General features: G+C 49.8%; 14 protein-coding genes. 3 read left to right on the top strand and 11 right to left on the bottom strand.

Annotated elements, in window-relative coordinates; translation table 11 throughout:
- Positions 1-125: 125 nt before the first annotated feature.
- Entirely contained in the window at positions 126-1,076 is a 951-nt protein-coding gene (locus tag E6C55_RS30105; protein ID WP_230986923.1) for an ABC transporter permease, read from the bottom strand.
- A gap of 274 nt (positions 1,077-1,350) precedes the next feature.
- Here E6C55_RS30105 and E6C55_RS30110 point away from each other — a divergent pair, with 274 nt between their 5' ends.
- The gene (locus E6C55_RS30110; RefSeq protein WP_168735949.1) at positions 1,351-3,540 is read left to right on the top strand and encodes a helix-turn-helix domain-containing protein; all 2,190 of its coding nucleotides are present in this window, start codon (positions 1,351-1,353) and stop codon (positions 3,538-3,540) included.
- A gap of 109 nt (positions 3,541-3,649) precedes the next feature.
- On the opposite strand, the gene E6C55_RS30115 is transcribed toward E6C55_RS30110, so the two are convergent.
- Together E6C55_RS30115 and E6C55_RS30120 are read right to left on the bottom strand one after the other, a co-directional pair.
- On the bottom strand, positions 3,650-4,573 hold the full coding sequence (locus E6C55_RS30115) for a Gfo/Idh/MocA family protein (RefSeq protein ID WP_168735950.1): 924 nt from the start codon (positions 4,571-4,573) through the stop codon (positions 3,650-3,652).
- A gap of 19 nt (positions 4,574-4,592) precedes the next feature.
- Positions 4,593-5,426 (bottom strand): sugar phosphate isomerase/epimerase family protein, encoded by an 834-nt coding sequence (locus E6C55_RS30120; protein ID WP_168735951.1) that lies wholly within the window; start codon positions 5,424-5,426, stop codon positions 4,593-4,595.
- A gap of 124 nt (positions 5,427-5,550) precedes the next feature.
- Here E6C55_RS30120 and E6C55_RS30125 point away from each other — a divergent pair, with 124 nt between their 5' ends.
- Positions 5,551-6,456 carry an AraC family transcriptional regulator gene (locus E6C55_RS30125; RefSeq protein WP_168735952.1) on the top strand — a complete coding sequence of 302 codons (906 nt, stop codon included), beginning with the start codon at positions 5,551-5,553 and terminating at the stop codon, positions 6,454-6,456.
- A 22-nt stretch (positions 6,457-6,478) separates the two neighbouring features.
- On the opposite strand, the gene E6C55_RS30130 is transcribed toward E6C55_RS30125, so the two are convergent.
- The gene (locus E6C55_RS30130; RefSeq protein WP_168735953.1) at positions 6,479-7,480 is read right to left on the bottom strand and encodes a hydroxyacid dehydrogenase; all 1,002 of its coding nucleotides are present in this window, start codon (positions 7,478-7,480) and stop codon (positions 6,479-6,481) included.
- Positions 7,481-7,711: 231 nt separating this feature from the next.
- The gene (locus E6C55_RS30135; protein WP_168735954.1) at positions 7,712-8,752 is read right to left on the bottom strand and encodes a LacI family DNA-binding transcriptional regulator; all 1,041 of its coding nucleotides are present in this window, start codon (positions 8,750-8,752) and stop codon (positions 7,712-7,714) included.
- A 141-nt stretch (positions 8,753-8,893) separates the two neighbouring features.
- Between E6C55_RS30135 and E6C55_RS30140 the strand changes: the two genes are divergently transcribed.
- Positions 8,894-10,297, top strand: a complete 1,404-nt coding sequence (locus E6C55_RS30140; RefSeq protein WP_136373552.1) for an FAD-dependent oxidoreductase — start codon at positions 8,894-8,896, stop codon at positions 10,295-10,297.
- A gap of 181 nt (positions 10,298-10,478) precedes the next feature.
- On the opposite strand, the gene E6C55_RS30145 is transcribed toward E6C55_RS30140, so the two are convergent.
- From E6C55_RS30145 to E6C55_RS30170, 6 genes are all read right to left on the bottom strand, one after another.
- Positions 10,479-11,177 (bottom strand): response regulator transcription factor, encoded by a 699-nt coding sequence (locus E6C55_RS30145; RefSeq protein ID WP_136373553.1) that lies wholly within the window; start codon positions 11,175-11,177, stop codon positions 10,479-10,481.
- Positions 11,177-13,273: an ATP-binding protein gene (locus tag E6C55_RS30150; protein WP_230986924.1), complete on the bottom strand. Its 2,097-nt coding sequence runs from the start codon at positions 13,271-13,273 to the stop codon at positions 11,177-11,179. The genes E6C55_RS30145 and E6C55_RS30150 overlap by 1 nt, the downstream gene beginning before the upstream one ends.
- A gap of 232 nt (positions 13,274-13,505) precedes the next feature.
- Positions 13,506-21,764 carry an InlB B-repeat-containing protein gene (locus E6C55_RS30155; RefSeq protein WP_168735955.1) on the bottom strand — a complete coding sequence of 2,753 codons (8,259 nt, stop codon included), beginning with the start codon at positions 21,762-21,764 and terminating at the stop codon, positions 13,506-13,508.
- A 271-nt stretch (positions 21,765-22,035) separates the two neighbouring features.
- Positions 22,036-22,998 (bottom strand): tRNA dihydrouridine synthase, encoded by a 963-nt coding sequence (locus E6C55_RS30160; RefSeq protein ID WP_136373556.1) that lies wholly within the window; start codon positions 22,996-22,998, stop codon positions 22,036-22,038.
- Between the two features lie 49 nt (positions 22,999-23,047).
- A complete protein-coding gene (locus E6C55_RS30165) occupies positions 23,048-25,036 on the bottom strand; it encodes a sensor histidine kinase (RefSeq protein ID WP_136373557.1) in 1,989 nt (662 codons plus the stop codon).
- A gap of 293 nt (positions 25,037-25,329) precedes the next feature.
- The gene (locus E6C55_RS30170) at positions 25,330-25,713 is read right to left on the bottom strand and encodes a hypothetical protein (RefSeq protein WP_136373558.1); all 384 of its coding nucleotides are present in this window, start codon (positions 25,711-25,713) and stop codon (positions 25,330-25,332) included.
- Positions 25,714-25,767 lie beyond the last annotated feature (54 nt).

Raw genomic sequence — 25,767 nt, forward strand, 5'->3', positions numbered from 1 at the left:
CGTCTGAAAATTTCGACAACATGGTGGGTCTCGCTTGGTGTTCGCTTTTTTCGGCACCGATGGCGTTTCGTCCTGACTTTTTTCCAATTTCACAGTTTCACCTACTTGACATTGCACCGCTGGGCTCATACAATGGATACCTCGCTAATTTTTTTAGAAATCCGATTAGCTGACAACACCAGAATTAATGAAATGACCCCATTAAACAAGCCTACAGCTGTCGACATGGAGTAGTTCGTATTCTCCATCCCCATCCTGTATACGAAAGATCCTATAACATCGGCTGTTTCATAAGTAATTGGCTGATACAACAGAATAATCATTTCATAACCAACATGCATAATGTTCCCGATACTGAGAATAAGCATAATGCCAATTGTCGAATACAACCCCGGCAACGAGACATGCAAAATCTGTTTGAACTTCCCTGCTCCATCGATGGTTGCGGCTTCATATTGAGACGAATCAATAGACATCAATGACGAATAGAAAATAATCGAAGAAAATCCTGCGGTGGCCCAAATGCTTTGAATAACATAAATGATGCGGAAATACTCTGGTTTCGTTAAAAAATAAATGCTTTCAAATCCCATCATATTGAGAAAAATATTGACGATCCCCGTAGATGGCGACAAAAAGTTAACGACTAAACCCGCAATGACAACCGTTGATATAAAATGCGGCATATAAGAGATTGTCTGCACGAGCGTTCGAAACCTTTTGCTTCGTAGCTCATTGAACAAAATAGCAAGAAGAATCGGAATCGGAAATGAAAAAATTAGCATCAGAATACTGATATAGATGGTGTTGCGAATAATCCTCCAAAAGAACGGTCCATTGAAAAATTCGATGAAATTGTCGAATCCGACCCACTGACTCCCACTCATCCCCAGAAAAGGCTTGTAATCCATAAATGCCATTCGCAATCCGCTAAAGGGTACATAATAAAAAATGATGTAATACAGAAGAAACGGGGCAATCATCATGTACAAATAACGATTTGCAAGGATAGAATCCAGTTTTCCTCTCCGGCGGGACCGACTGCTTATTGATGTGCGTAATTCCAATTTTTTCAAATCCGCCCCTCCTAATGCGCCTATCGCGTTCGCGACCGCTACAGGCTATGATGCCAAGGCAACGCTTTCAGTTCGCTGACGAACCTTCTGCCCTTGCAATGTAACACCTTCACTCATCTATGAAAACCCTTTCTTTTTCCGATCGTCTTAAAAATATCGAAACAGCCCTTATTTTTTACAAAACAAGCAACCGTAACTTTTAAGGGGCAGTCCAGCCTTCATTTATAGTCCTGGTTTCGTTAAAATAAAATTAGATACACAAGGGGGAATGTCATTGCATTATTACAGAAAAATGTTCCGTACCTTTGCCGGAATCGCCGTCATCTATACAATTCTGTTAGAAATCGGTTTCATCAGTTTCTACTGGGTATCCTTTCACAACAAATTTTCCGAATCATTAGAGACAACCATACAGCAGTTGATCGAGTATTCCGACAGCAGATTGCAATCGCCTCAATATATAGGTCATATGTTAAGCATATCGGATTACACGAAGAAGTATTTGGGGCAATATATGACCGATTTCGAGAGGCTGAAGTTTTATCAATACGTGAATGGCATATCTGGAATCACGCTGCCCCCCTATAACGATATTGCCGTCACAATGATTACAGACGATTACGTCACGATGAATAACATGACAGGAAGCATTGACTTCTTTCAATCTACATTTCATATCGACGATGATCGACTTGAAGAAGTCATTCAGGTTTTCTATGATGATCGCATCCTTCCGATGCAGATGTTCTCCGTGCGCGATGACCGAGATCGGGAATTGTATGTTATCGCCCGCAGAGAGTGGCTCGGCGCATTGCAGCCATTATATATTTTCTCAAGTTATTACGACTATCAATTGTTTAATTTGAATGCGCTTCCAACTGGTGGAGCCTTTGCTATTCTCTACAATAATAAGCTTGTAGCCTCCGTAGGAGAAATCGCTTCTGTAGAATTACAGGATATAGGGGCTGCCGGGCTAAAAAACTCGGAGAAGGAATATCGAATGGGATATTCCGCTGTCAGCGGATTCAGCTATGTATACCTGTATGAACCACAATCGATCATGTCGCCAACGCTAATGATGATTATCGGCATCAGCTTGCTTGCGCTTGCTGCAAGCATTGGTCTGATGGCCTATATTACAAACAGGATGTACACACCGATCGAGGGCGTTCTTCAATCGACTGGAGAGTCATTCACGAAAGGAGACGAATTCGCTCACATTCGCAATACAATTCAATCCTTACACCTTGATATGGAGACTATGTCCCATTCTCTTGGGGAGTATCAGATTTCGGTCGAGAACAAGCAATTCCGCGAGCTATTGCTCGGCCTTATTCCCCCGGAGCGTATAGATGAAGCGCTTGTCCCCTTTCCGCAGCTTCAGGTCGAGGGGCCCTTTATAGCAATTCTGCTCAAGTATGTTGACACCGGGCAATTCACAACAGAGTTTTTGCAGAACATCGTGCTCGATTCCAAACAAAGTCTGCAAACTTCGCTTGAAGCGCTCTTCGCGGCCAGACGATTACTTCGAATCGTAGACTTGAACTTTGAGACGCAGGTAATCATTGTCCATTCCGAAGAGGAACAGTTGGATCTTGAACGCCTTCGCAACTCGATCATCTCCGCCGAGCCCAAGCTCGGCTTGGAAATCTCGGCAATTGTCGGTTCTCCATGCTCCACATTGCATGCTATCCCGGCTTCCTATCGACAATTGGTCAATGCAGCCGATCAACAACTGTATTGGAACGTCAATTCCAAAGTCATTCGTGTGAAAGAGTTGAACGCCCATTGGACAAGCTCCGTCTATTATCCTATACGAGTGGAGCAATCGATTGTGAATGCCGTTGTCCATGGCAAGTCATCCGTATGGAAGGCTGCGCTTGAAGAATTGATTCACACCAACAGCATGGAACGCAAGACAAGCTTGCTTCCCTTAGCCCGAATGCTTGAAGCGACTATAACCCGGATTATGGATGGAGCCGGAGTAGAGAATCTGGAGCCAATTGGAGCCGAGGCCACCAATCCACGCTTCCGCAACTGTCAGACATTCGGGGAACTGCACCATAAGGTTGAAGATGTTCTCCGCTTGTTCGAGCGTTGGTTTGCGCACGAGCAAGACAAGTCAACCACGGGACTCGCATCCAAAATGCTGTCCTATATTCACGAACATTATCAAAGTGACATTGGTCTGTTCGATCTGGCGGATCACTTGAACTTATCCCGCAATTACGTGTCGACCTTGTTCAAAAATACCGTCGGGCGCAATTTCAAGGACTATATCGGAGAGTTTCGCTTTCAGAAGGCTTGTAAGATCATAAAAGCTGATCCAGATATGAAAATCAAGCAAATCTCTGAAATAACCGGCTGTAATACGGATATCCTGACCCGGCTTTTCATCAAACATGCTGGTATGCTCCCCACCGAATTTCAGCAATTGATGAAGAATGGGCAGCAAAAATCGTAATTGAAAATCGATAAAGATTCACAGAAAAAAGGTACTGCTCCTCCATTTGTTCAGGAACAGTACCTTCTATGCGGCGAAACTTTTTTGGAGAATCTCCCATGCGTCCGGCTTATTTTCCCATCTGCTTGTAAACCATCTCCATCACCTGTTGAGTGTACAGCGCCACCTTGCCGGACGTCAACGGCTGTGCGCGCGTACGCACACACTCCGCAAAGTGCTCCAGCTCCTGCTGAAAGCCAAAGGAATTGCTTCCCCCTCCCGGACCAGTTACTCCAAATACCGTCTCGGTAACTTGGCCGTTCTCCTTGACTTTGAAAACATTAGGCGCCTGTATCTCTATCGTCCTCGCATGCCCGAACATGCGCACCGTTTCCTCCCACAGACCGGCACAACAGCTCATCAGGAACTGCCCCTTTACTCCGTTATCAAAGCTTAATTGGACTTGAACAGAGGATTCCCTCCCGTCCGGCATTCGCGTATAATTGACAGTGCACGACGTAACTTTCCCATCGCAAAGCCACAGTAGTACATCCAAGGAATGGATACCGAAATCGAGCATAGGCTTATCGTGATAATAGGTCATATGCTTGACCTTCTCGACTGAGACCAGTTCCATCTTCGCAATTGGCATCAGTTGCTTCGCTCTTAGGAACGAATCTGCGAACCTTCGATTTAATCCGATCATATAGATCGCGTTCTTCTCCTCGGCTAACCGCACGAGATCCTCTGCCTGTTCCAACGTCTCCGCCATCGGTTTCTCGCTGAATACGTCGATTCCTCTTGCTAGCAGCTCCCGTACGATTCCGAAAGTTGCTTTATAGGGAGTCAGTACAAGTGCAGCGTCGATATCAACCTCCATCATCTCCTCGACGCTGGTGAACAACTTCGGAATATTGTACTTGCGTGCAGCGTCCTGCAAGCGTTCCTGATTCGGTTCAATCGCGCAAACAATTTCTATATCCTTCATCTTCATCAGCGCTGGCAGAAATTCTGATAACGAAATAAACCCAAGTCCGACAATTGCTATTTTCATAATCGCATCCTCCCGTGGCTCAAACAGACAAAGCATTCATGTAATTCACATAATCGGGAAAAATCACTTCTGGTTCCATACCGGTTATCTGAAGCTCTTTGCGCCATTTCGTTTCCCACTCTAGAGAATAATACCCTCTGTATCCTGCCTGATTTAGTAAGCTGATAATTTCTGCGATTGGAATCGCGCCTTCACCAACCTTCTTGTACTCCCAATCTATTTTCATCGGATCTTTGAAGGGCACGCCATCCTTCATATGAACAAGTGCGCATTCCTCTCCCAGGTGCGCAATCGTATCCGCCGGAGATTCATCTGCCTCAATGGGATGAATAATATCGTAGATTACCGCGCAGTTCGCCCGATTGACGTCATCAAGCAACTTGCGGAGTAGCTTGCCTGTTGCAAATTCATTATGTGTTTCTATCCATACTTGCACTTGCAAGAAAGCTGCATAATCACAGGCTTGCCTAATCGAAGCTATCATATATTCATAAGAGATTTCAGGAACTTCATTGTCTCTGCGATCATTAAAATTTCCGAGAAAAACTCGGACTCCGTGAGCCTTCAGATCATGAGCAAGCCGTGCAACCTTCTTAAAATGCTCCACCATGGAATAATCCGTATCTCTCCCCTTAAAACAGACGTTTGATCCGATATCCAAAATATCCAATCCCGCTAATTCGAATAGCTGACTGGCCTTCCATCGTTCTGCTGATGACATGTCGACAGTAACGGACCATTCTTTACCTTCGCGCAATTCAAGAGCTGAAAATCCGTTTCTCTGAGCGAACATGATCATTTCTGGAAGACTCCAACCTTCAAAAGGTAGCGTACTAAACGCTAATCTACTCAAGCAGTTCCCTCCTTCTTGTCACTTTATTTTTATGGCCTGCATTAGCCTTCCAATCGAAACCATATTGTACATTTTCACGCCCCCATGTAAAATCATAAATAAAAATGAAAGCGTGGCGCGTCACATGTTGGATTTCCCCGTCTATTCGTACATAGAAATGTTGGGCGATGATTTTCCATTTAAAGTTGAAGTGCGAACTCCAGTAGACATGAATAGAGTTAAGCATGCACATGAGCATTTGCAGCTTTGCTATATGATGTCAGGCAGTTGTCAGCATGTGACGAATAGCCGGTCTTACATTCTAACCAAGGGAGATTTATTTTCCATACCACCCTATCAAGAGCATCGACTTGAAGTGTATGAGTCAATGGATTTTGTGTTAATTCAGATCGATTTCATGCCGCATGTTATTAACGAGAATCTTCGAGACCTTACCCGCATGCAAACCTTCATGGATTTTGCGTATATCAGACCATTGATTTCTCAGGAAGATCTTATTCCAAAAATGACCCTTCCGCCGAGCAGCCAGATATCCGTTGAAAATTTGCTTGAGGTCATGATGACCGAATGGATGAAGAAGGAAGACGGGTATCAGTTGGCAATTAAAGCTGAACTCTTAAAGTTGCTTGTGATTACAGGTCGACAATATGCTCGTTATTCAGAAAATCAGGGTCAGCAAGAGCATAGAATCGTCTTATTGCATCGTGAAGCTTTGAATCAAGCAATTGCTTTTATGGAATCTCATTACCATGAAGACCTTCATCTTGAAGACATAGCCAACATCGCTTATATGTCTCCTTCTTATTTCAGCAGTATTCTGCGACTGATTAAAGGAAAATCGTATATCGAATACTTGTCCGCTATTCGTATGCAAGCGGCTATGGAACTCCTTCGCTGCACCGAACACAATATAACCGAGATTGCTTCCCGCGTGGGCTACAATCATATCAGCCATTTCACTCGCATGTTCAAAAAATATACGGGTGTGACTCCGAGTGATTTCCGAAAGTATCCTTCTTATTCAGGTTAGTAACACGCGAGTCACCTAAAATTCATCTTGGTGTCGATCTTCTATAATGCTCCAAAGAAACTTTGCCGAGCAGAGCCTCTCCTTTTACAAATCTATGTAACTCTTCCACGATAAAATCACATAACTCACGCTTATATAGTCCATGGTACCCGCCAATATGAGGGACACACAGAACATTAGGTAAGGTCAACAACACATGATTAATGGGAAGCGGTTCGTTTATGAACACATCAAGTGCCGCAAAAATACGTCCTGTCCGAAGCTCCTCCAGAAGCGCTTGTTCCTGCACAGTCGCCGCCCTTCCCGTATTAATGAAGAGCGCCCCGTCTCTCAGCCTTTTCAGTTGTTCCGCTCCAATCATTCCTTCTGTTTTGGGTGTCCATGTATTGTGCATAGAGACAATGTCGCTGCGTTCAAACAGTTCATTCAATTCACAGCGTTCAACACCAATCGCAATTGCCTCCTCCTCGCTGCAGTAGTTGGAGTGAAGGAGAATCTTCACATTAAAAGGTTGAAGCATACGGATCACATTCCGGGATATTTCTCCATATCCCACCAATCCCACCACTCTACGCGACAAACCAAGTACGGTTTCGCGGCTATTGTTGCTCCACTTCCCCTGCTTCAATCTTGAGGCGTACCCGCTCAAATCCCAAGCTCCCGCAAACATCAATGAGACTGCACACTCTGCGGTCGATAATCCCAGTACTTTGTTCGCAGAGGTTACGGTTATTGCGTTATAGAATACCTCTTCATTGACTATGGCAGCGACGCTTCCTGCACTATGACCAATAAACTTTAAATTTATGGCCCTTGCAAGCACTTCATTCGTAAACGAAGGGGAGCCCCAAGAAGTAATACAGGCATCATATTCTCCGATTACTTCAGCAAAATCATCACTGCTCAATTTAATTCCCCTTGGAATGAAATCGATTTGTGAGAAACTCGCCAGTTTATTCTCCGTAGCTTCTTGCCAAAACAATTCTCGCAGATCTTCATTTGAGATGGCGATTAATGTTTTCAACATCATTACCTCATTTCATTGAAGTTGTACGCTACTGGCAATATTACATGGATGCCATATGAGTACATGTCACCACTATGACACGCACTGATACGCGGCGCCTTACCTTTTCCACAAAACTTTTGCATATTTCCGCAAATCGTATAGCAAAATAAATGATTCCTGCGCAAACGTCAAATAGCCCCCACCTGGCGATAGAAGCGGATTATGAATATGCTGAACGGTTCGAATTTATTTTCGAGGCTTTGCTGTTGTAACACCCGTTTCGATCTCGCATTGAATGCGAATATGTTCATACGGAAGAGTTGGATTCGCCAACCGCCAAAGCATCCGGTCCGCAGCCCGATATCCAGCTTCCCATATGGGCAGAACCGGCCTTGTAAATTGCGGATACGACAAGACATTTTCATTTAAAAATCCGATTATCGATACATCTTCCGGTATCCCCCAGCCTAATTGTTTGCAAGCTTCATACACAAAATGAACTTCATCACTTATTCCGCATATGATCGCTGTCGGAGAAGAGCGCAAGAGCCGATCTTTCAAACACGCCAAGATATCACTTGTTGGCGGGCTGTTTGTGAAAAAGTACATTTCGGGATCAAAGATACGACCAATTTGGTCCATTGCGTGTTGAAAAGCTTGCCACCGCAAAATATAGCCTCTTTGACTTTGAATATCTCCTACATACATGATTTTTTGATGTCCAAGTTTGTGCAGGAAGTCAACCGCTTGATAAGTGGCTTCATATACATCCCAGATTACACTATCGATTTTTGTTCCAGGCTTCGGATAATTGAGCATAATCCTAGTGATCTTTATTTCCAAAAGTATCGTCTCCCACAAACCAGGAGTAATGCTCGGAGCAATGAACAAGCCATCCGCATATGTAATTTCGCGCTCTTCGATCCATGCTATCATCTGTTTTTCACTTAAATCCTTCGGTAACAATACCACCTCAATTTGATGTCCGAAAGCTCTGAATCGATCCCTCAGTCCTTTTAAAAGCAACCGGTTATATGCCACCGATTCCTCCGTCTGTGCGAGCAAAAAGTGCAAGCTTAAATTGGGGTACGGTGTAATTTGCTCTATCTTTAAACTTCGAATTTGTTCGGAAGTATAGTAGCCCAGCTCTTCAGCCGCCTGAACGACAAGTCGGCGAGTACCTTCTGACATTCCGGGTTTCCCTTTTAACGCTCTGGATACTGTCTGTATAGTCAGGCCTAAGTGCACAGCAATCGTTTTTAGTGTTACCGCTTTCCGAATCGGCATTTTTGTTCCCTCCATCCTTAACACAACAATACAACTCTTTTTATTGAAACAAAAGTTAAACTAGTGAATTGTAAATCGACTCCTATAATTAAGTTCAGTACAACTTATCACTAATGTCCAATGATTGGGGAGATTCGGTTTATGCAAACTGTTCTGGTTCCGGAACAAACCTTGAACGTAAGCCATTTGGCGGATGTCGTTGTCGTCGGAGGTGGTCCGGCAGGAATTGCTGCAGCAATTGCTGCAGCGCGCAATGGTTCAAGTACGCTCTTAATCGAACAGCGAGGCTACATGGGCGGAATGGGGACTGCCGCCTTGGTGCCTGCTTTTTGTCCATTTACGGACGGAGAAAAACCTGTTATTCGTGGTATCGGCTTAGAGCTTCTGGAAATAATGAAGCGCGAGGCAGGAGAGAGCTATTACGATCGCTTTAAACAACAGTTGGACTGGGTCCCCATAGATGTTGAGACGTTAAAAAGGATATACGATCGAGAGGTGCTGGGAAGCGGGGCTCACATCCTGTTCCATACGATGGTCGAACAAGTACTTCTCAAAGATGATGCAATCGAAGGCATAGTGATCGTAAATAAATCAGGTCGCACCGTTGTAAAAGCAAAACTTTATATCGACGCGACAGGAGACGCCGATCTGGCTGCATTAGCAGGCGTACCATTTCAACCGAAGGATGATAACGGAGAGCTTCAACCTGGAACAATGTGTTATGTTGTTGCAGGTGCAGATAAAGCTCGCTTTGAGAAATTTCTTGAGGAAACTGGCGAACAACGGCATTTAGAAAATATCGTATCTAAGGCCCAACAGCAAGGAGACCTACCTGCCGGACGCAAGCGCATATCCGGTATGGCTTGGATTACTGAAACCGTTGTCGGGTTTAACTTCGGTCATCTATTCGGCATCGATGGTACAAATACTTCGGATCTGACGCAAGCAGCCATTGAAGGCCGCCAATTGATCCAGACACAAATTCGTTTCCTGCGCAACTATATACCAGGGTTCGAAAACATTCACCTCGTTCACTCTGGGGACCAAGTAGGCATTCGAGAAACGAGAAGAATCCTCGGAGATTACACACTGGTAGTCGATGATTACATCTCGGCCAGAACATTCTCAGACGATGTAGCCCGCAACTCCTACTTTATCGATATTCATCTCGCAAATGCACAAAGTACAATGACAATTAAGCATTTGCCTAAAGGTTACTCCCATGGCGTACCTTATCGTTGTATGCTGCCGCAAGGTAAATCAAATTTAATTATTGCAGGACGGTCTGTCTCATCCGATCGCCCCGTACAAGGCTCTCTTCGGGTTATGCCAAATTGTTTCGCCATGGGGCAGGCTGCCGGCACCGCGGCATCAATAGCAGCCGAATTGGATATTGGATTTCGCGACGTTAAGATTCAAGAACTTCAGCACAAATTAATCCAACAAGGCGCCTATTTAGGAGATACACCTGGGGTTGAAAGTACAACCTTGCAAGGAGGAACTGTTGTCTTCGCTGAAGAATGTGAGGACTCTGATCATCAGTAATCTTTAAGAACCACTCTCGAAGTTCTTAACCCCCGCATCGTCATTAAAGCTGAGGAGTTCGAGAATCTTTTATAGATTCTCGAACATTGTTTACATCCATTCTCTTCCTGTTGGGAATCTTGCAAATGACTATTTTTTCCGCGCCTCGTACAGCAACCGCGCTTCGTTGTCTCATCTGGATTCAATCCTTGAACGCACTTCCGGCAACCATCATATATCCGGCCCCCCGAATCGTAACGATTCTCTCCGGGTTGGCAGGATCGGCCTCGATTTTTTTGCGTAAATTGCTGATGTGCACGGCGACCGTCCTCGTATCCTCCAGACTCTCCATTCCCCAGATAAGCTGGAACAACGTATCGACAGGGACGACACGATTGACATTCTGCGCCATATAGGACAATAGACTGAACTCTTTTTTCGATAAAAAGACGGTTTTACTATTCATGTTGACGGACTGTGCGTAGTAATCCAGCGTCAGCCCCGGCAGCTCCAGCAGTTGTTCTCTTCTGCCCGTCGACACCCTGCGAAGGTGAGCCTTGATCTTGGCCATGAGCACGCCCGGACTGAACGGCTTGGTCACATAATCGTCGCCGCCATCCGACAATGCGCTGATCTTCACCTCGTCCTCCCCGCGGCTGCTCAGAAACAAGATCGGCGCATTCGTGCAGTTGCGTGCGTTCCTGCACCAGTCAATGCCGTTCTCATTCGCCAGAAGGACATCCAGTACAATCAAATCCGGCTCGAGCGACACAAGCAGCTTCATGGCTTCTGTCCCGCTGTGGCTATACGAGGCTATAAAGCCCTCCCGCTCGCAATACGCCTGAACGATCTCGCATATATGGGGATCATCGTCGACGATCAGAATTTTGTACGCATCCATCACGCCGTCACCTTCCTTCTTGTCGGATACATAGGCAGCGTTACATGGAATATCGAGCCCGTCTTGCCGTCGCTCTCCGCTCGAATGGTCCCTCCATGCGCCTGTATGATTTCCCTGCAAATCGCCAGCCCGAGCCCGCTGCCTTCGATCTCTGCCTCCGCCTCCGCTTCTGGCGAAGCATACCGGTAATTACGATCGAAGATTTGCTCCAACTGATCCGGAGGAATCCCCATTCCGGAATCTTGTACGCTCATGATCGCATAACGGGTATGATTCACCTCGCACAGCGCTAGCGCAATACGCACCACTCCGCCTCTTGGGGTGAACTTTATCGCGTTCGACACGAGGTTAAACAACGCCTGCTCCAGTCTTGGCGCATCCATGTTGACAACCATTGGCACGTCGGGGCGTTGCTCTTCCACCTCTCCAAGGTCCAGTTGGAACTCCAGTCCCGCGTCGCGCACAACAAGCTCATACTGCTCATAGAACCGGCGAAGGAAGCGAACCGCATCCACCTGCTCCATTCGATACGACACTTGTCCCGTCTCCAGATGCGACAAGAAGCTCAGCTCCTCGATCATGCGGTTAATTCGGATCGTGTTATCCCGGATATACTTCAAATACTGTTCATTGCGCTCCGGCTTGACGCTGTCTCGCACAGCCTCGACATAACCAAGCATGCTGGACAGCGGCATACGCAGATCATGCGTAATATAAGCCAGGAGCTTCTTCCTCCCTTGCTCGGATTGAAGCAACCGATCATACGAGGTGCGAAGATCTTCATGCGCCGTGGACAACGCATAGGTGCGCTCCGCTACGAGCTGTTCCAAATTCGTATTCATCTCGATCAGCCTGCTGTTCGCGTCCTGCAGCTCCCGTGCAATCCGCTCTTCGTTCGTTGCCGTCCTCGTAAATCTGGAGAAGAGAAGCATCATCTGTGCGATTGTAAAGATTAACAGCCCAATCGGGGAGATATTCCCGATTCGCGACCATTCATTGTAATATAGAAAATCGTCGATGACCGTAACGAGAACAACGACCGACGCCAGCAGGAAGATCAGCGCTCCTTCCACACGCCTCGCAGCCGCATCGACCAGCCCAACCATCAGATACACCATATGCAGAACAACGATCACGCCGATCAACAGTAACATTTTCGAATAAATCAATGCAGGGGTTGCTACGACAACTAGACAGAGTGTGCCGGTTACGACCCGCGTGCCGAGACGGAACCATCGCGACACATAATTCGGGAAGACGCAATCAAAGTACATCGTGATGATATACCCGCTGCTGCACAGAATCAGGTATTCGAGCTTGAACTGCAATTCCCATGGAATAGCCGGCCACAATTGGGCAATCATGAGATCGCCGACCAGCAAGGAGCGAATTCCGAACAGCAAGGCGAACAGGCCGAAGTACAAGGGAGCCCTGTCCTTGCGCCGCAGGAGGAACAACAGCAGGTGATACACGCCGATGATCAGCAGGCTTGCGGTGACGAACATCTCGGCGGCAATGTCCACATTGGTCCTGACCGTTAACCCATCACTGCCCCCCAACTCAATAGGCTTGGTAATACCGCCTCGCTTATGGGTGAAGTTGGCGACTTGCATCACCAGCTCCAGCTTGTCATTCCCCGGCGGGATGAACACCAGCTTCGTTGCCAGATGCGGTGTCGCGCTGCTCTTGTCCTGACCAACCGTACCGACCTGTGCCAGCAGCTCGCCATTCACCCATAATTTATACGCGTGGAAAATCGTCGGCAGCCGCAGCGCAAGCCGCTCGTTCCGATCCTGCTCGCCAAGCTGGATGTTAAGCCGAAAGGTTGCATAGCCTGTACCGCTCAACCGCTGCCCCTCTAACCGATAGCCGAGCCAGGAGCCGGGGATGTTGATCCAGCGATCCGCATTGCCGTCCGTGGCCGAACGAAGCCGGATATCCTCCGGCGACAGCAGCTCTTGCCAGTAGAACTCCCACTCCCCTTGCAGCTTGAGCGGCTGCTCACTGACATGAATCTGCGTGACATCCAGAACGCCTTCTTCGCTTTGGTACTTAGGGGAGTCCGGTGCAGGGAGGATGGCATAGCTTACCATCATTCCGACAACAACCGCAGCAGCTATATATAGCAAGATCGAACGAGAACCGAAGCGGAGCATTCCCCTCATAATGAGACCGACCCCAATCTGCAGGATACGAGATACATTCGTTGATTATCTCAACAATAGCATCGTTAAGGAAAAATGTACCCTGCAAATATCTGTAAAGTGTGGATCGGCCTGCCCCCGGCGGGAGCAGGCCGATCTGTCTCTTATGTGCTAACGAAGAAAGTTAAAGACCGGAATCGTGCTTCATAACCATCAAGTGAGCTTTCCCTTGCGTATATATGGCGTCCAGATAGAACACATATAAGTTGTCATGGCTGTCTATAGCCATTCCGGTATCGTAAGCCGCAGTATCAGAGAATTCGGCATTGCCTACGGGGGTCCAGTTGCCATCGACGTATTTCACCACGGTCGCCTTGCTCCCGAATCCATAGATCATATAAGGAATACCGGAGCTATCGAACACAAGATTGTCACGGGCGCCGAACCAATTATCCCCTAATTCGATCGTGCCGATCGTTTCCCAATCAGAACCCATATATCGCATCACGGTCATGACTGAACCATCCCTGTAAACGATATAAGGCACGCTATTGGGATCCAGTGCAAATGAACTATATTGAGCCCCGTAAGGGGAACTGCTGACGACAGTGTTCCAACTGCCGCTCACGTACGTAGAAATAAATGCGCTTCTCTCTCCCGACACCAAATCCGATGTTTCTTGGAATACATACGGGATGTTGTTTTTGTCAAACTTGATGGTCGGAGGCATCCAACCGCTAACGAGAGCATCTCCGCCAACTAACTCCACCCACTGATTACTGCTACCGTCAAATTTGGCCACCTTCGTGCTGTAAGAACCTCCACTAGCAAACACATAAGCTAGATAAGGAATATCATTGTTGTCGAAGGCGAGGGACGGGGCGTTAAGGCCGCTGGAGAGGCTCTGGCCTACGTCTCCCCAAGTGCCAGCGTTATACTTGCGCACAACTAGCTGTCCACCTTCAGGTGCGTAAACAATGTAAGGAGTGTCATTGTGATCCAGGGCAATCGCTAGCAGGTCCCCTCCCGCGAACGAACCGATGTTTGCCCAAACGTCTCCTTCATATTTCATCACATTTATAGTTCCATTTAGCGATGTAATCACATAAGGAGTTCCCTGACTGTCAAGAGCAAATCTAAAGCTAAACGCTTCACCTGGCGAGTCCCCTACAGCTTGCCACGGCGACAAGGTCCACTTCGCATATATCGTCAGATTGCCGGTCACCGCCGCATTGAAGTCGTAGGCTTGCGTACCCGAGAGATCCATATACCAGCCCTCGAACGTATACCCCTTCCACGTCGGAACGTTAGGCGCCGTCGCCTTATTGCCCGGATCCACCGTTTGGCTATTCACGGCTGCCCCGCCGTTGCTGTTGAAGCTCACCGTGTAGCTGGTCTTCGTCCACTTCGCATATAACGAGAGATTAGCCGTCACCGGTGTCCCGAAGCTATAGTAGGCTTCATTCTGATCGGCGTCGATATACCACCAACCGCCGAACGTGTAACCGTCCTTCGTCGGTTCGTCAGGTTCCCTTGCCGTGCCGTTAAATTCCACCGTTTGGGCCTCAGCCGTCGGCAATCCTCCGTCGCTGTCGAAGCTCACCGTGTAGGTGGCCGTCCACTTCGCGTACAAGGTGAGATTAGCCGTTACAGGCGTCGTGAAGACGTAGGCATTCGTCCCCGCGAGTTCTCTGTACCAACCACTGAACGAGTAACCGGCCAGCGTCGGTGCAGCAGGCTCTGCAGCCGTGCCGTTATATTCCACCGTCTGATTCCCCACCGCAGAGCCGCCGTTGCTGTTGAAGCTCACCGTATAGCTGTTCGTCGTCCACTTCGCGTACAACGTGACGTCCGTCGTAATTGGTGTCGCCGTGAAGCTGAAGGATTGCGTCACGCCGCTGTCGCTGTACCAGCCGCCGAACGTGTGACCGGCCAGCGTCGGTGCAGCAGGTTGGGTAGCCTTGCCGTTATATTCCACCGTCTGGCTACCCACCGCAGAGCCGCCGTTGCTGTTGAAGCTCACCGTGTAGCTGTTCGTCGTCCACTTCGCGTACAACGTGACATCCGCCGTGATCGGTGTCGCCGCGAAGTTGAAGGACTGCGTCACGCCGCTGTCGCTGTACCAGCCGCCGAACGTGTGACCGGCCAGCGTCGGTGCAGCAGGTTGGGTAGCCTTGCCGTTGTAGTCCACCGTCTGGCTACCCACCGCAGAGCCGCCGTTACTGTTGAAGCTCACCGTGTAGCTGTTAAGCGTCCACTTCGCGTACAACACGAAGCTCCCCGTCACCGGCGTTGTGAAGCTGTACGCTTGCGTCAGAGTTCTGTCGCTGTACCAGCCGCCGAATGTATGGCCCTCCCGCGTCGGTGCATCAGGTTCCGAAGCAACGTCGCCTTCTACCACCGTCTGGTTGTCCACTGTTGTACCGCCATCACTGTCGAAGCTCATCGTGTAGCTAGCCGTCCACTTCGCGTACAACATGAGGTCAGTTGTTACTGATGTCGTGAAGTCATAACGGCTTGCCAAGTTACTGTTGCTGTACCAGCCGCTGAACACATAACCAGCCTTCGTCGGTTCCTCCGGTTCTCTTGCTTGGTAGCCTTCTCCAACCGTCTGGTCAGCCACTTCCGACCCGCCATCGCTGCTGAAGCTCACCGTGTAGCTATTAAGTGTCCACTTCGCGTACAACACGAAGTTGCCCGTCACCGGTGCCGTGAAGTTGTAAGCGTCAGTTAGACCTGCGCTGGTGTACCAACCAGCGAATACATAGCTTTCCCGCGTAGGAGCAACAGGCATCGCAACCTGCGCGCCTTCGTTCACCATCAGGCTGTCCACTGGCGTGCCCTCAGTGCTGTCAAAGCTCACCGTGTAGCGATGGATCCACTTCGCATACAAGAGAAGATCAGCCGTCACCGGTGTCGCGAAGCTGTAAGCTTGCGTCAGATTGCTGTCGCTGTACCAGCCAATGAACTCATAGCTTTCCCGTGTTGGTGCCGTTGGCTCTGCAGCCGTTCTGTTGTATTCCACCGTCAGATCGCCCACATCCGTACCGCCGTCACTGTCGAAGCTCACCGTGTAGCGATTAAGCGTCCACTTCGCGTACAACACGAAGCTACCCGTAACCGGTGTCGTGAAGTTGTAAGCATCAGTTAGACCTGCGTTGGTGTACCACCCGCCGAACGTATGACCCTCCCGCGTCGGTGAAGCAGGTTCTGCAGCCGTACCGTTGTATTCCACCGTCTGGCTAACCACCGCGGAGCCGCCATTGCTGTTATAGCTCACCGTATAGCTGTTAAGCGTCCACTTCGCGTACAACGTGAAGCTCCCCGTCACCGGCGTTGCGAAGCTGTAAGCGTGCGTCTTAGCGCTGTCGCTGTACCAGCCGCCGAAGGTGTGGCCGATCAGCGTCGGTGCGTCAGGCTCCGAAGCCACGCCGCCCTCTTCCACCGTCTGGTCACCCACTTCCGTGCCGCCGTTGCTGCTGAAGCTCACCGTGAATAGGGCCGTCCACTTCGCGTATAACGCGAGGTCGGTCGTCACTAAGGTTGCGAAGTCGTAGCGGCTCTCCAAGACGCTATCGCTGTACCAGCCGCCAAACACATAACCAGCCTTCGTCGGTTCAGCCGGCTCGCTTGCCGGATCACCATAATCCACCGCCTGGTCAGCTACCTCCGGACCGCCGTTGCTGTCGAAGCTCACCGTGTAGCGGTTCGTCGTCCACTGAGCGACTAGCTCGATATCATGCTCAGGCATCGTTGTCGGTGGAGCGGGCGACCATCCCGTGAATACATGTCCCTGCCAAGTTGGAGCTCCCAGGTATAACCCCGTCGTTGCCCCGAACGGGATGTTAACCTCCTTAGTCGCAATACCGGCGCCATTGTAGTTGATCGTCATCTTGTAGCTATTACGCTTATAGTACAGCTTCAGCACCGTTGTTCCGTTGCCCGCAATCGGGGCCGCCAGCACGGTCCCCGGAACGCTCTCGTCGAACGTAAAGCTCTCATAGGACCTGGTCGGATTCGTCAGGCTCGCCTCGGTGCCGGTGGCCCCATAATACGTTTCCGTATCCGCCACGGTGTAGGTGTTGTTGGCGATATTCTGCTTCAAATATACGACATTATAGGACGTGTTCTCCCGAGCGGTCCACAATGCGGTATAGGTGGTGTTCGAGGTCGGCATGATGCTCGGCGCCTCCGGCGACCACCCGGCGAACGTATAGCCCGGTCTTGTCGGCACCGGTACACGAGCGGAGATATTTTTACCGAACAGTGCCGTTATCGAACTTTGAGGAGCGCCCTCATAATTCAAGTCGAAGGTCATGGTTCGACTCGTCGGATAGTATTCCACTCGCACTACCGTCGAACCGTCGCCCCTGATGTACGCACCGCTTGCCGTTCCGTTCGCGTAGCCTTGATCTTGGAAGCGGGCAGAGTTGATCCGAATTTCCGTATCGGTGGTACCGGTCAATTCCTCCGTATATGCAGGTCCGGACGATGTTCTTGTGTCAGGATCCATCAAGTAGTGTTCCACCGTATACGGCGTATTCGTATTCGCGATCCAGTGTGCGTACAGATGGAGATCCACTGTGGACATTCGACTCGGAATCGTCACCTTCGTGCCGCCAGCAGCAGCCGTATACCAACCGTCAAACGTGTATCCCGGATAGTTCAGCGTCGTTACGCTGATCGCCGTGTTAGGGGGAGCAACGATAACCTCCGTCACTCCGCCGTTCTGCGGCTCCAACTGCAGGGTATATTCCCCCGACCTGATGCGCCAAGTCACCGGAATCGAGCGCTTGATCGGATCGGACGTGAACGACAGCGGCGCCCCTCTCCACGTGATGACCAGGTTGCCTTTGCTCAACGGACTGCTTGTATCCACCACCTCGACCTTCCCGGTAGTCGTGTTATACCTGAAGTTCGCATTGTCTACCTGAATATCGAATCTCGAACGATCATAGGCTTGGGTATCCGTGTTGCCGGTCGTCAAATCGAACGTACTCATCGTGAGCAAGGACTCAGGCACAGCAAGAGATGTCGCTGCACCCGCCAAGTTCAATTCGATCTTATTATCCTGAGGATAGGCGAAGTCGCTGACATTCCGCTTCTCACCTACCGTGTACAGCGGCCATGTGTTCTCGTAGATCGGCACGCTGGCCGAGAGCAAACCGTCGCCCAATTGGGCGCCAACCGCGCTCTGCAGATAAATGCCAATCTCGACATACAGAGCACCCAAAGACTGGGTAGACTGCACCCCGTTCAATCGCTTCAACTGATAGTAGAAGTATCCCCATAGATTCACATAGGCGCCGGGTTCTATAGACAGCCCGATGCTATTCAGCTCGACACTTCCAATCCCGGCTTTAAGCTCCATATGAATGCCCGCCCGCAAGCCGAGCGTTCCCATGACATAGAAGGTGAACTGATAATTGCCGTCTCCCGGCAAGCTTACGGTGCTGCTCGTACCTGTGAAGCTAAGCACGCGCAGGGTAGCCGAGTAACGCTTCGCAGTCGTATAGTTGAAGTCCGCCCCGACCGTCAGGTTCACATTGGCGGTGACAACGAACTCTGCGGTAAAGTTGACTTCAACGATATTGAGCGCCACGCGCACGCTCTTGCTCACGAGTTCCTTCTTGATTAACGTAACCCAATCCGTCTCGTTCTCCATCATCTCTTGATACTGAGCTTTCAAAGTCTCCGCGTCTACTGCGGTATCTTGCACCCCATCAATTAATGCTTGAATCTCTGTCGCGATGTCTCGAACCTTGCCCAGCACACCGCCATTATTCGCCTTATCCCAGTCCGTTAGCGCATCCTCCAGCTTATCATGTTCAACGGTGGCGATCTTCGCCGTAACGTTGATACCGGTGTAGCTATAAGCATCCAGATTCGCGGTGACCACATAATCGTCTATGCTGTACCAGTAAGGGATATCACCGAGCCATGTCTCGATATAATGCCAATGTCCTTGCATATCCCCGTTTACGCCCAGACCCAAGTTAATCTCCTCAAGGAAGGTACCGGTCATATGGATAACGAGGTCGCTCTCTTCATGAATCCGAATGACAATGTCGGCTCCCACCTGCAGCGTGGCGCTTACACCGGAGGTTCGGCCCTCAATATGCTTCAGAGTCGTGCCTAGCGAAGCGACGACGGTCAGATTCTCTACGCTGACCTTGTCTGCTGCCTTTGATGCCGACAGCATGTTCACTTCCGTCCGCGCCTTGAATTCATTCGTCTGCATGGCCAGGGTGGACAAATAGTCCGCGGCTTGATCGACGAAGCCGCTCGCTATCGCTTGCTGCTCCATTTGATCCTCGAGCCTTGCGATGTCCTCGTCAGACAATAGCTGATCGCCGTCAATCGCCTGCTGCTGGTAGATGTTGAAGGCATTCTCCATATCTTCCACAGTCGCATCGACATACGTAATGATATCCATCTCCGCCGCTGGCGTAATGGACGTAATGCGCCCATAACCGACGATCGTAGAATCCTTTTCCGCGAATTGCCCCTCATAGAATCCGATAAAATCGCCCACATCGACGGTAGTGAGCTCACTCAAGCCGAATGGAGCATACCGACTGTCGCTGTAGCTCATCGAAGTGTGCGCTACCGTGATGGAGTAATTGTCCGGATCTTCATCCGTGTCCGCCTCTACGCTCACAGGCAGAACATCCGGCCTGAACAACACTTGCTTGACATCCGCGTGATTATAAGCGTAGGTGCTGCCGTCAATCGCTGTAATCTGGACGTAGGCGACATCGCCATCGTCGGCGCCGGTTGTGTCTACCGTACGCAGATCCGGGCGAACCCCTTCATAGATGGCGACGGCATCGCCCACCTGAATCTCGGCGCTGCCTGTATACGCGAACGTTCCGCTACTCGCATTCGCTGCAGCGAGTCCGGCATCGCCGCCGCCCACCGTCGTCGAGATCACCGGAATGGCCGGCGAATCCACATCCGCGCCGTTCAGTCTCATATCCGTGATATCCGCGAAGCGCAGATAGATCATATCCGGATTCAGCGGAATATTCATAGCTTCTTGCTTGGCGATGCTGAACACGAAGTTCCTCGTCGTCGCATCTTGCCCTTGGAACGATAGTCTATCGTCCGTCAACGTCAGTTGATAGGTATTGCCTTCTGCGAACAGACCGCCTTCGGCTGCGGACGCTGCCGTGAAGAGACCGCTCCCGCCGGTGACGGTAATCCCCGCAGAATCCGGATTTGCGATGTCTTCTAACGTTATGCCCGCCTGTACCTCAGTTGCCGTCAGGGTACCGGTTACGTCGTTAATAGCGATGGTGTAGCCCGGCTCGACATCCAGCATAGAGTAGCTAGGAACGCTCTGTATCGCATTGCTCACGTTATCTATATACTTCGCATACAGCTTCGTATCCGCAGTAACCGTACTGCCCTCCACGAAGATAAGCGACAGCTCGCTGTCCCTAAACCATCCTTGGAAAATATACCCTTCCTTCGACGGAGCTGGCAACTTGCTCAGCTCTTCCCCTTGCCGTACCGTCTGAGCGGCTACCGCCGTGCCGCCGTTGCTCTCGAACGTAAGGGTATACGTAGGAGCGTCAGGGTTGGATCCGCCACCATTGTTGCCGCTGCCACCGTTGTTGCCGCCGGTTCCGGTGTCGCCGCCGCTATTATCGCCGCTGTCGTCGCCGGTTCCGGTGTTGTTCGTCGTGCCGTCATCCGTACCGGGTTCTGACCCTTGATTTCGCCACATCTCCACAACAATGCTATTGCGCATGAAGAGAACAGCCGCTTCCGCTCGAGACGCTTGGGTACGCGGGTTGAAGTTCCCACTTGCATCCCCGGCGAACAAGCCCGCTTGCCACAGCTTAATGACCGACTCAACTGCCCAAGGAGACACATCGACGAGATCGCCAGGCTCCGTCGTTACGCCATTGCTTGATTCATAGGGAATCTGATAGCTTTCCAAATACCGCAAAGTCTGCGTCGCCATCTGCTCTCTGGATATGGTTGCATCCGGAGCAAAGTTCCCGTCGCCCGTGCCGACGGTAATCCCTCTCTGAGTCGCCCACTCTACATATGGCGCATACCAAATGCCTGCCGGCACATCGGCAAAGCTCGAGGTTGAATATTCGCTTACATCCACTCCCGCCATTCGTCCAAGCGCCGTCACATACATGGCACGCGTCATCGTTCCCTTGGGTGAGAAGGTGTCCGCGCCCGTTCCGCTGAATATGCCATTCTTCTGGACGTAAACGACCGCATCATAGAACCAGTCCGTTGGACTAACATCCTGGAAGCCGCTTGATGGGGCCGCTGCCGCCTGCTGCACCGGGAACCCGCCTGGCTCTGCCGCCGCTGCCGCCTGCCGCACCGGAAGTCCGGTCACCACCAGGCTGATGACCAGCATCCACACCAGAATCCGCGACCTCGACTTCCACCCCCGTTTTATTGCCTTCCTCACACTCATCCATCCCTTCCGGTATCTCTAAGTAACAAGCGAATCCGCATCCTATGTACCAGCGAAAATAGTTTATCATGGCAGATTCACTCATCTATGAAACTTAAAGAAAACTTTAAACAGAGCTGGACCGTGCACAATTCTCATTCAAAATCGTCACATAGAAAAACAACCCTCTCGAACGAATCTGTGCTACCCTTATGGCTCCTGGGCCAGAAAGGAGAGCAGATCGTTAGAAAGGGTTGCCGGTTACATTGGATACCTGAATCTCTTATTATTGCTTGCTTCCAAACTCATCGAGCCATGCACGCACTTCACTCGTTGACTTCGTATTCATTAAGTTATTTCTTAATTCGCTTGCCCCGCGGAATCCACGGACATAAATCTTGAAGAAGCGAGTCATCGGCTTAAACAGCCGTGGTTCCAGTGTTGAATAGTGATCATGGAGATCCAGATGCAACCGAAGCAGGGCAAGCAATTCCTCGCTGCTATGATCCCTTGGCTCCTTCTCAAAGGCAAATGGATTATTAAAAATACCGCGTCCGATCATAATTCCATCTACGCCATACTGTTCTGCGAGCTTTAAGCCGACTTGGCGGTCAGGTATGTCTCCATTAATGGTCAAGAGCGTATCCGGCGCCACCTCGTCGCGAAGCTTCTTAATCTCCGGGATGAGCTCCCAGTGAGCGTCTGCTTTGCTCATCTCCTCCCTTGTCCGCAGATGAATGGATAGATTAACGATATCTTGTTGTAAAATGTGGGTTAGCCAATCGCGCCATTCGTCTATAGCACGGAACCCCAGCCTTGTTTTGACACTTACAGGCAGATCTCCGGCTTTGGCTGCTTGAATGATATCCGCTGCAACTTCGGGACGACAGATCAAGCCGCTTCCTTTTCCATTCTCCGCAACGTTATCTACAGGACAGCCCATATTGATATCGATCCCTCTAAACCCTTGTTCCGCCATGCCTATACTCATCTGACGGAAGTGTTCCGGCTTATCTCCCCATATGTGCGCTACGATGGGTTGTTCGTCTTCTGTGAAGGTCAAACGTCCGCGCACGCTATGGTGCCCATCCGGGTGGCAATAGCTCTCCGTGTTCGTAAACTCCGTAAAGAATACATCGGGTCTTGCCGCCTCGCTCACGACATGGCGAAACACAACGTCCGTCACGTCTTCCATGGGAGCCAATACAAAAAAAGGTCGGGGCAAATCACGCCAAAAATTATTGATCATGTCATAAACCTCTCTGTATCCCAATTTATCTCAATTATTAGCTATCCGTTCAATTGTCAACCTTGGGCAACGTGAAATAAAATTGGCTGCCTTCGCCGGGCTTGCTCTCCACCCATATCGCGCCACCGTGCCGCTCAACAATTTCTTTGGTAATCGCTAAGCCCAATCCGCTTCCCTGCGCTTCGCCGGCTTTATAATGCCGCTCGAATATGCGTATAAGATGCTCCTGTTCGATTCCTTCCCCCGTGTCCCCCACCATAATGATAACCGCGTCGGTTCTATGAAAGGTCTGGAGCGTTATCGTACCGTCGGGCGGAGTGAATTTGCAAGCATTATGGACCAGATTCGAGAGCACTCGCTTGATCAGGTGAGCGTCGATCCAAACCTCGGTATCCGCTTCGCTAGTTGACCTTCTCCGTGCGCATCGCCGCCCGGTATGTTCGATGTCCATAGCCAGTTCCTCAAAGATGCCTTCAATCCAGTCGTTGAAAACGACCTTCTCCAGCGCCACGGGCGTCTGCATGCCTTGCGCACGGCTAATCTCGAACAAATCGTCGATATAACGATTCACCACTAGCACCTTGTCGTACACTTTGCCGAGTAAATAATGCTGCTGGTCCGGCGCCACCGTCAACTTATTCACAAGCACTTGAATACCGCCTTGAACGTAAGTGAGCGGACCGCGGATATCATGGGAAATGTTCTGCAACAATTGGGTACGCGACGCTTGAATTTGCTCGAGTTCTTCATTGGCCCGCTGCAAGCTCGCGGTTTGCTCCGCTACCGTTCTCTCCAGATCCGTATTCCAGTCCTCCAGCGTATTCATTAGCTTGCGCTGCGCATTCTCCTCTTTTTTGCGCATCTGATCCATAAGTCCGTACAGGATAATAGCCATAAAAATCAGTTCGCCAATCGAAGAGAACTGCGAGGAGAAATGCGTATACGGATTGCTCGGTAAAAGGCCGAGAAGAAGCAACGCTTTGGGAACAACCGCCACTAGAACAGTCGGCACTTTAACCATGGCCAATTGCCTGGCTACGCGACTTCCTCTCCATGCACATATAATAATAACCCAAAGGATAAGCAGCAAGGTGACATACTTGAACCAGAACAGGAAAGATCCGATTCCGAGCGGATAGGCAAATACGATGCCTAAGCAAACGATCGGGCATGCGATGTTTACCAATCGGCAGATCCGATCAGCCATCGGCGCATAGGTTCTCGGAAGCAGCAGGTGCAATAAGAATAAGCTTCCCATCCAACGGCCAAGCACGTAAAAGAAATCATACAGAGCGGACGGACTATTCCAAACTGAAATCTCTGACGTCGATCCCGATAAATAGCCTGCTCCGATGAACGGCCGCACGAGTCCGTTCCATATAAACAAGCCGCCAGCGAAGGCGACCACACTAAGCGTATAGTAAAGATAAGCTCGATTGCGCGTATACCAATAGAGGGCCAATTGATAGGCCACAATGACGAAGTTCGCTCCGTAAAAAAATCCGAATAAAATCAGTTCGACGTTCGCATGGTTATAAACCGCCGATTGTTCGATTAATTGAATCGGGGCAACCATGGAGCCTAGTGTTTCGATGCGAATATAGACGGTTGCAGGTTGATCTTGCGGAAGATTTATCGCGAAGGTGGGATAATAGCGATTCAGGAAGACCGCCCCGCCTGGTGCATAAACTTCCATTTTATCCATAAGGGAATTGTTTAAGATCATCTCCCATTTGGCCTCGGAAGACTCGTTTAGAATCACTGCGCGAATCCAATAAGCAGACCGTGTATATCCGAATGAAGATTTGCCGCCCGCTGATTTAAACCGTCCCTGCACCTCTTGCGATTGGATGTCCTCATACGACCATTGCCGCGCAGCATCCTCCAGTATGTCCATCGTGGCGTTCAGCGAATAATCGGATTGGCCGTCGCTTAACGTAAGCACTGCAGTGTCATGAGCTTCCTCAGCCTCGGCAACAGAGGCGACAAAAAGCACGTGAAATAATCCAATCACAAATAAACAACGTATCATTCTCATAACAAATCTCCGAGTGAGCTTATCCCGATATTTTAGAACATTCGATATAAATAGTTCCACTCTGCGGGTGCAAAATCCTTTTTATCTTGTCTAAAAGCAAAAACCTCCAACCTACTGTAAAGTAGATGGAGGTTCTTGTATGTTAATAAAGGGAATTCACGAGCCACCCGCTTGCCTGTGTCGGCATAGCCAATTGCATCGATGACTGCGATCATGCATCGTATTGCAACTCGACACCAGATACCCACTTTCCGCATGAATAAATTGGTCATGGTCATGGCGTTACTCATATTTTACTTCAGCGAGGCATACTTGCTCGATCTCACGAACTCGCGATGGGCTTCCTGAATCGCGTTCGCCCGCATCTGCAGCTCCTCGGAACCGCCATGCTTCAGTTGCCCGGCAATCTGCATCAGTTTGAACGTATGGTAATAGTCCGCAGCCGCTTTGCTACGACTATGCTGCAAGGCGTCCTCATACGCTTGGCGTTCCTTTGAGATGCTCATTGCTTGATTGTGTAGATTGGGGTCATATCGTTGCAAGTAGTTCATTTCGCCGGAGCTTAGCTTCTTGCCCATCATGAGTACATTGCGAATAGATGCTAATCGCGACCCATCCTTGCCTTGCTGCATGGATTTGAGATAATTACTGACTGGCTGCACGGAATTTACGTTCATGCCATTCCCCCCTAATGACAAACATCGCCACATGCAACGATGCCTTGATCCAAG

This window comes from Cohnella fermenti (genome assembly GCF_004801405.1).
In the GTDB taxonomy this organism is placed as follows: domain Bacteria; phylum Bacillota; class Bacilli; order Paenibacillales; family Paenibacillaceae; genus Cohnella; species Cohnella fermenti.

Coding starts and splice junctions, on each gene's coding strand:
- E6C55_RS30115 (WP_168735950.1), bottom strand. CDS start 4,573: ATGAAAATAGCAATTGTCGGACTTGGGTTTATTTCGTTATCAGAATTT.
- E6C55_RS30125 (WP_168735952.1), top strand. CDS start 5,551: ATGTTGGATTTCCCCGTCTATTCGTACATAGAAATGTTGGGCGATGAT.
- E6C55_RS30135 (WP_168735954.1), bottom strand. CDS start 8,752: ATGCCGATTCGGAAAGCGGTAACACTAAAAACGATTGCTGTGCACTTA.
- E6C55_RS30140 (WP_136373552.1), top strand. CDS start 8,894: ATGCAAACTGTTCTGGTTCCGGAACAAACCTTGAACGTAAGCCATTTG.
- E6C55_RS30145 (WP_136373553.1), bottom strand. CDS start 11,177: ATGGATGCGTACAAAATTCTGATCGTCGACGATGATCCCCATATATGC.
- E6C55_RS30150 (WP_230986924.1), bottom strand. CDS start 13,273: ATGATGGTAAGCTATGCCATCCTCCCTGCACCGGACTCCCCTAAGTAC.
- E6C55_RS30160 (WP_136373556.1), bottom strand. CDS start 22,998: ATGATCAATAATTTTTGGCGTGATTTGCCCCGACCTTTTTTTGTATTG.
- E6C55_RS30165 (WP_136373557.1), bottom strand. CDS start 25,036: ATGAGAATGATACGTTGTTTATTTGTGATTGGATTATTTCACGTGCTT.
- E6C55_RS30170 (WP_136373558.1), bottom strand. CDS start 25,713: ATGAACGTAAATTCCGTGCAGCCAGTCAGTAATTATCTCAAATCCATG.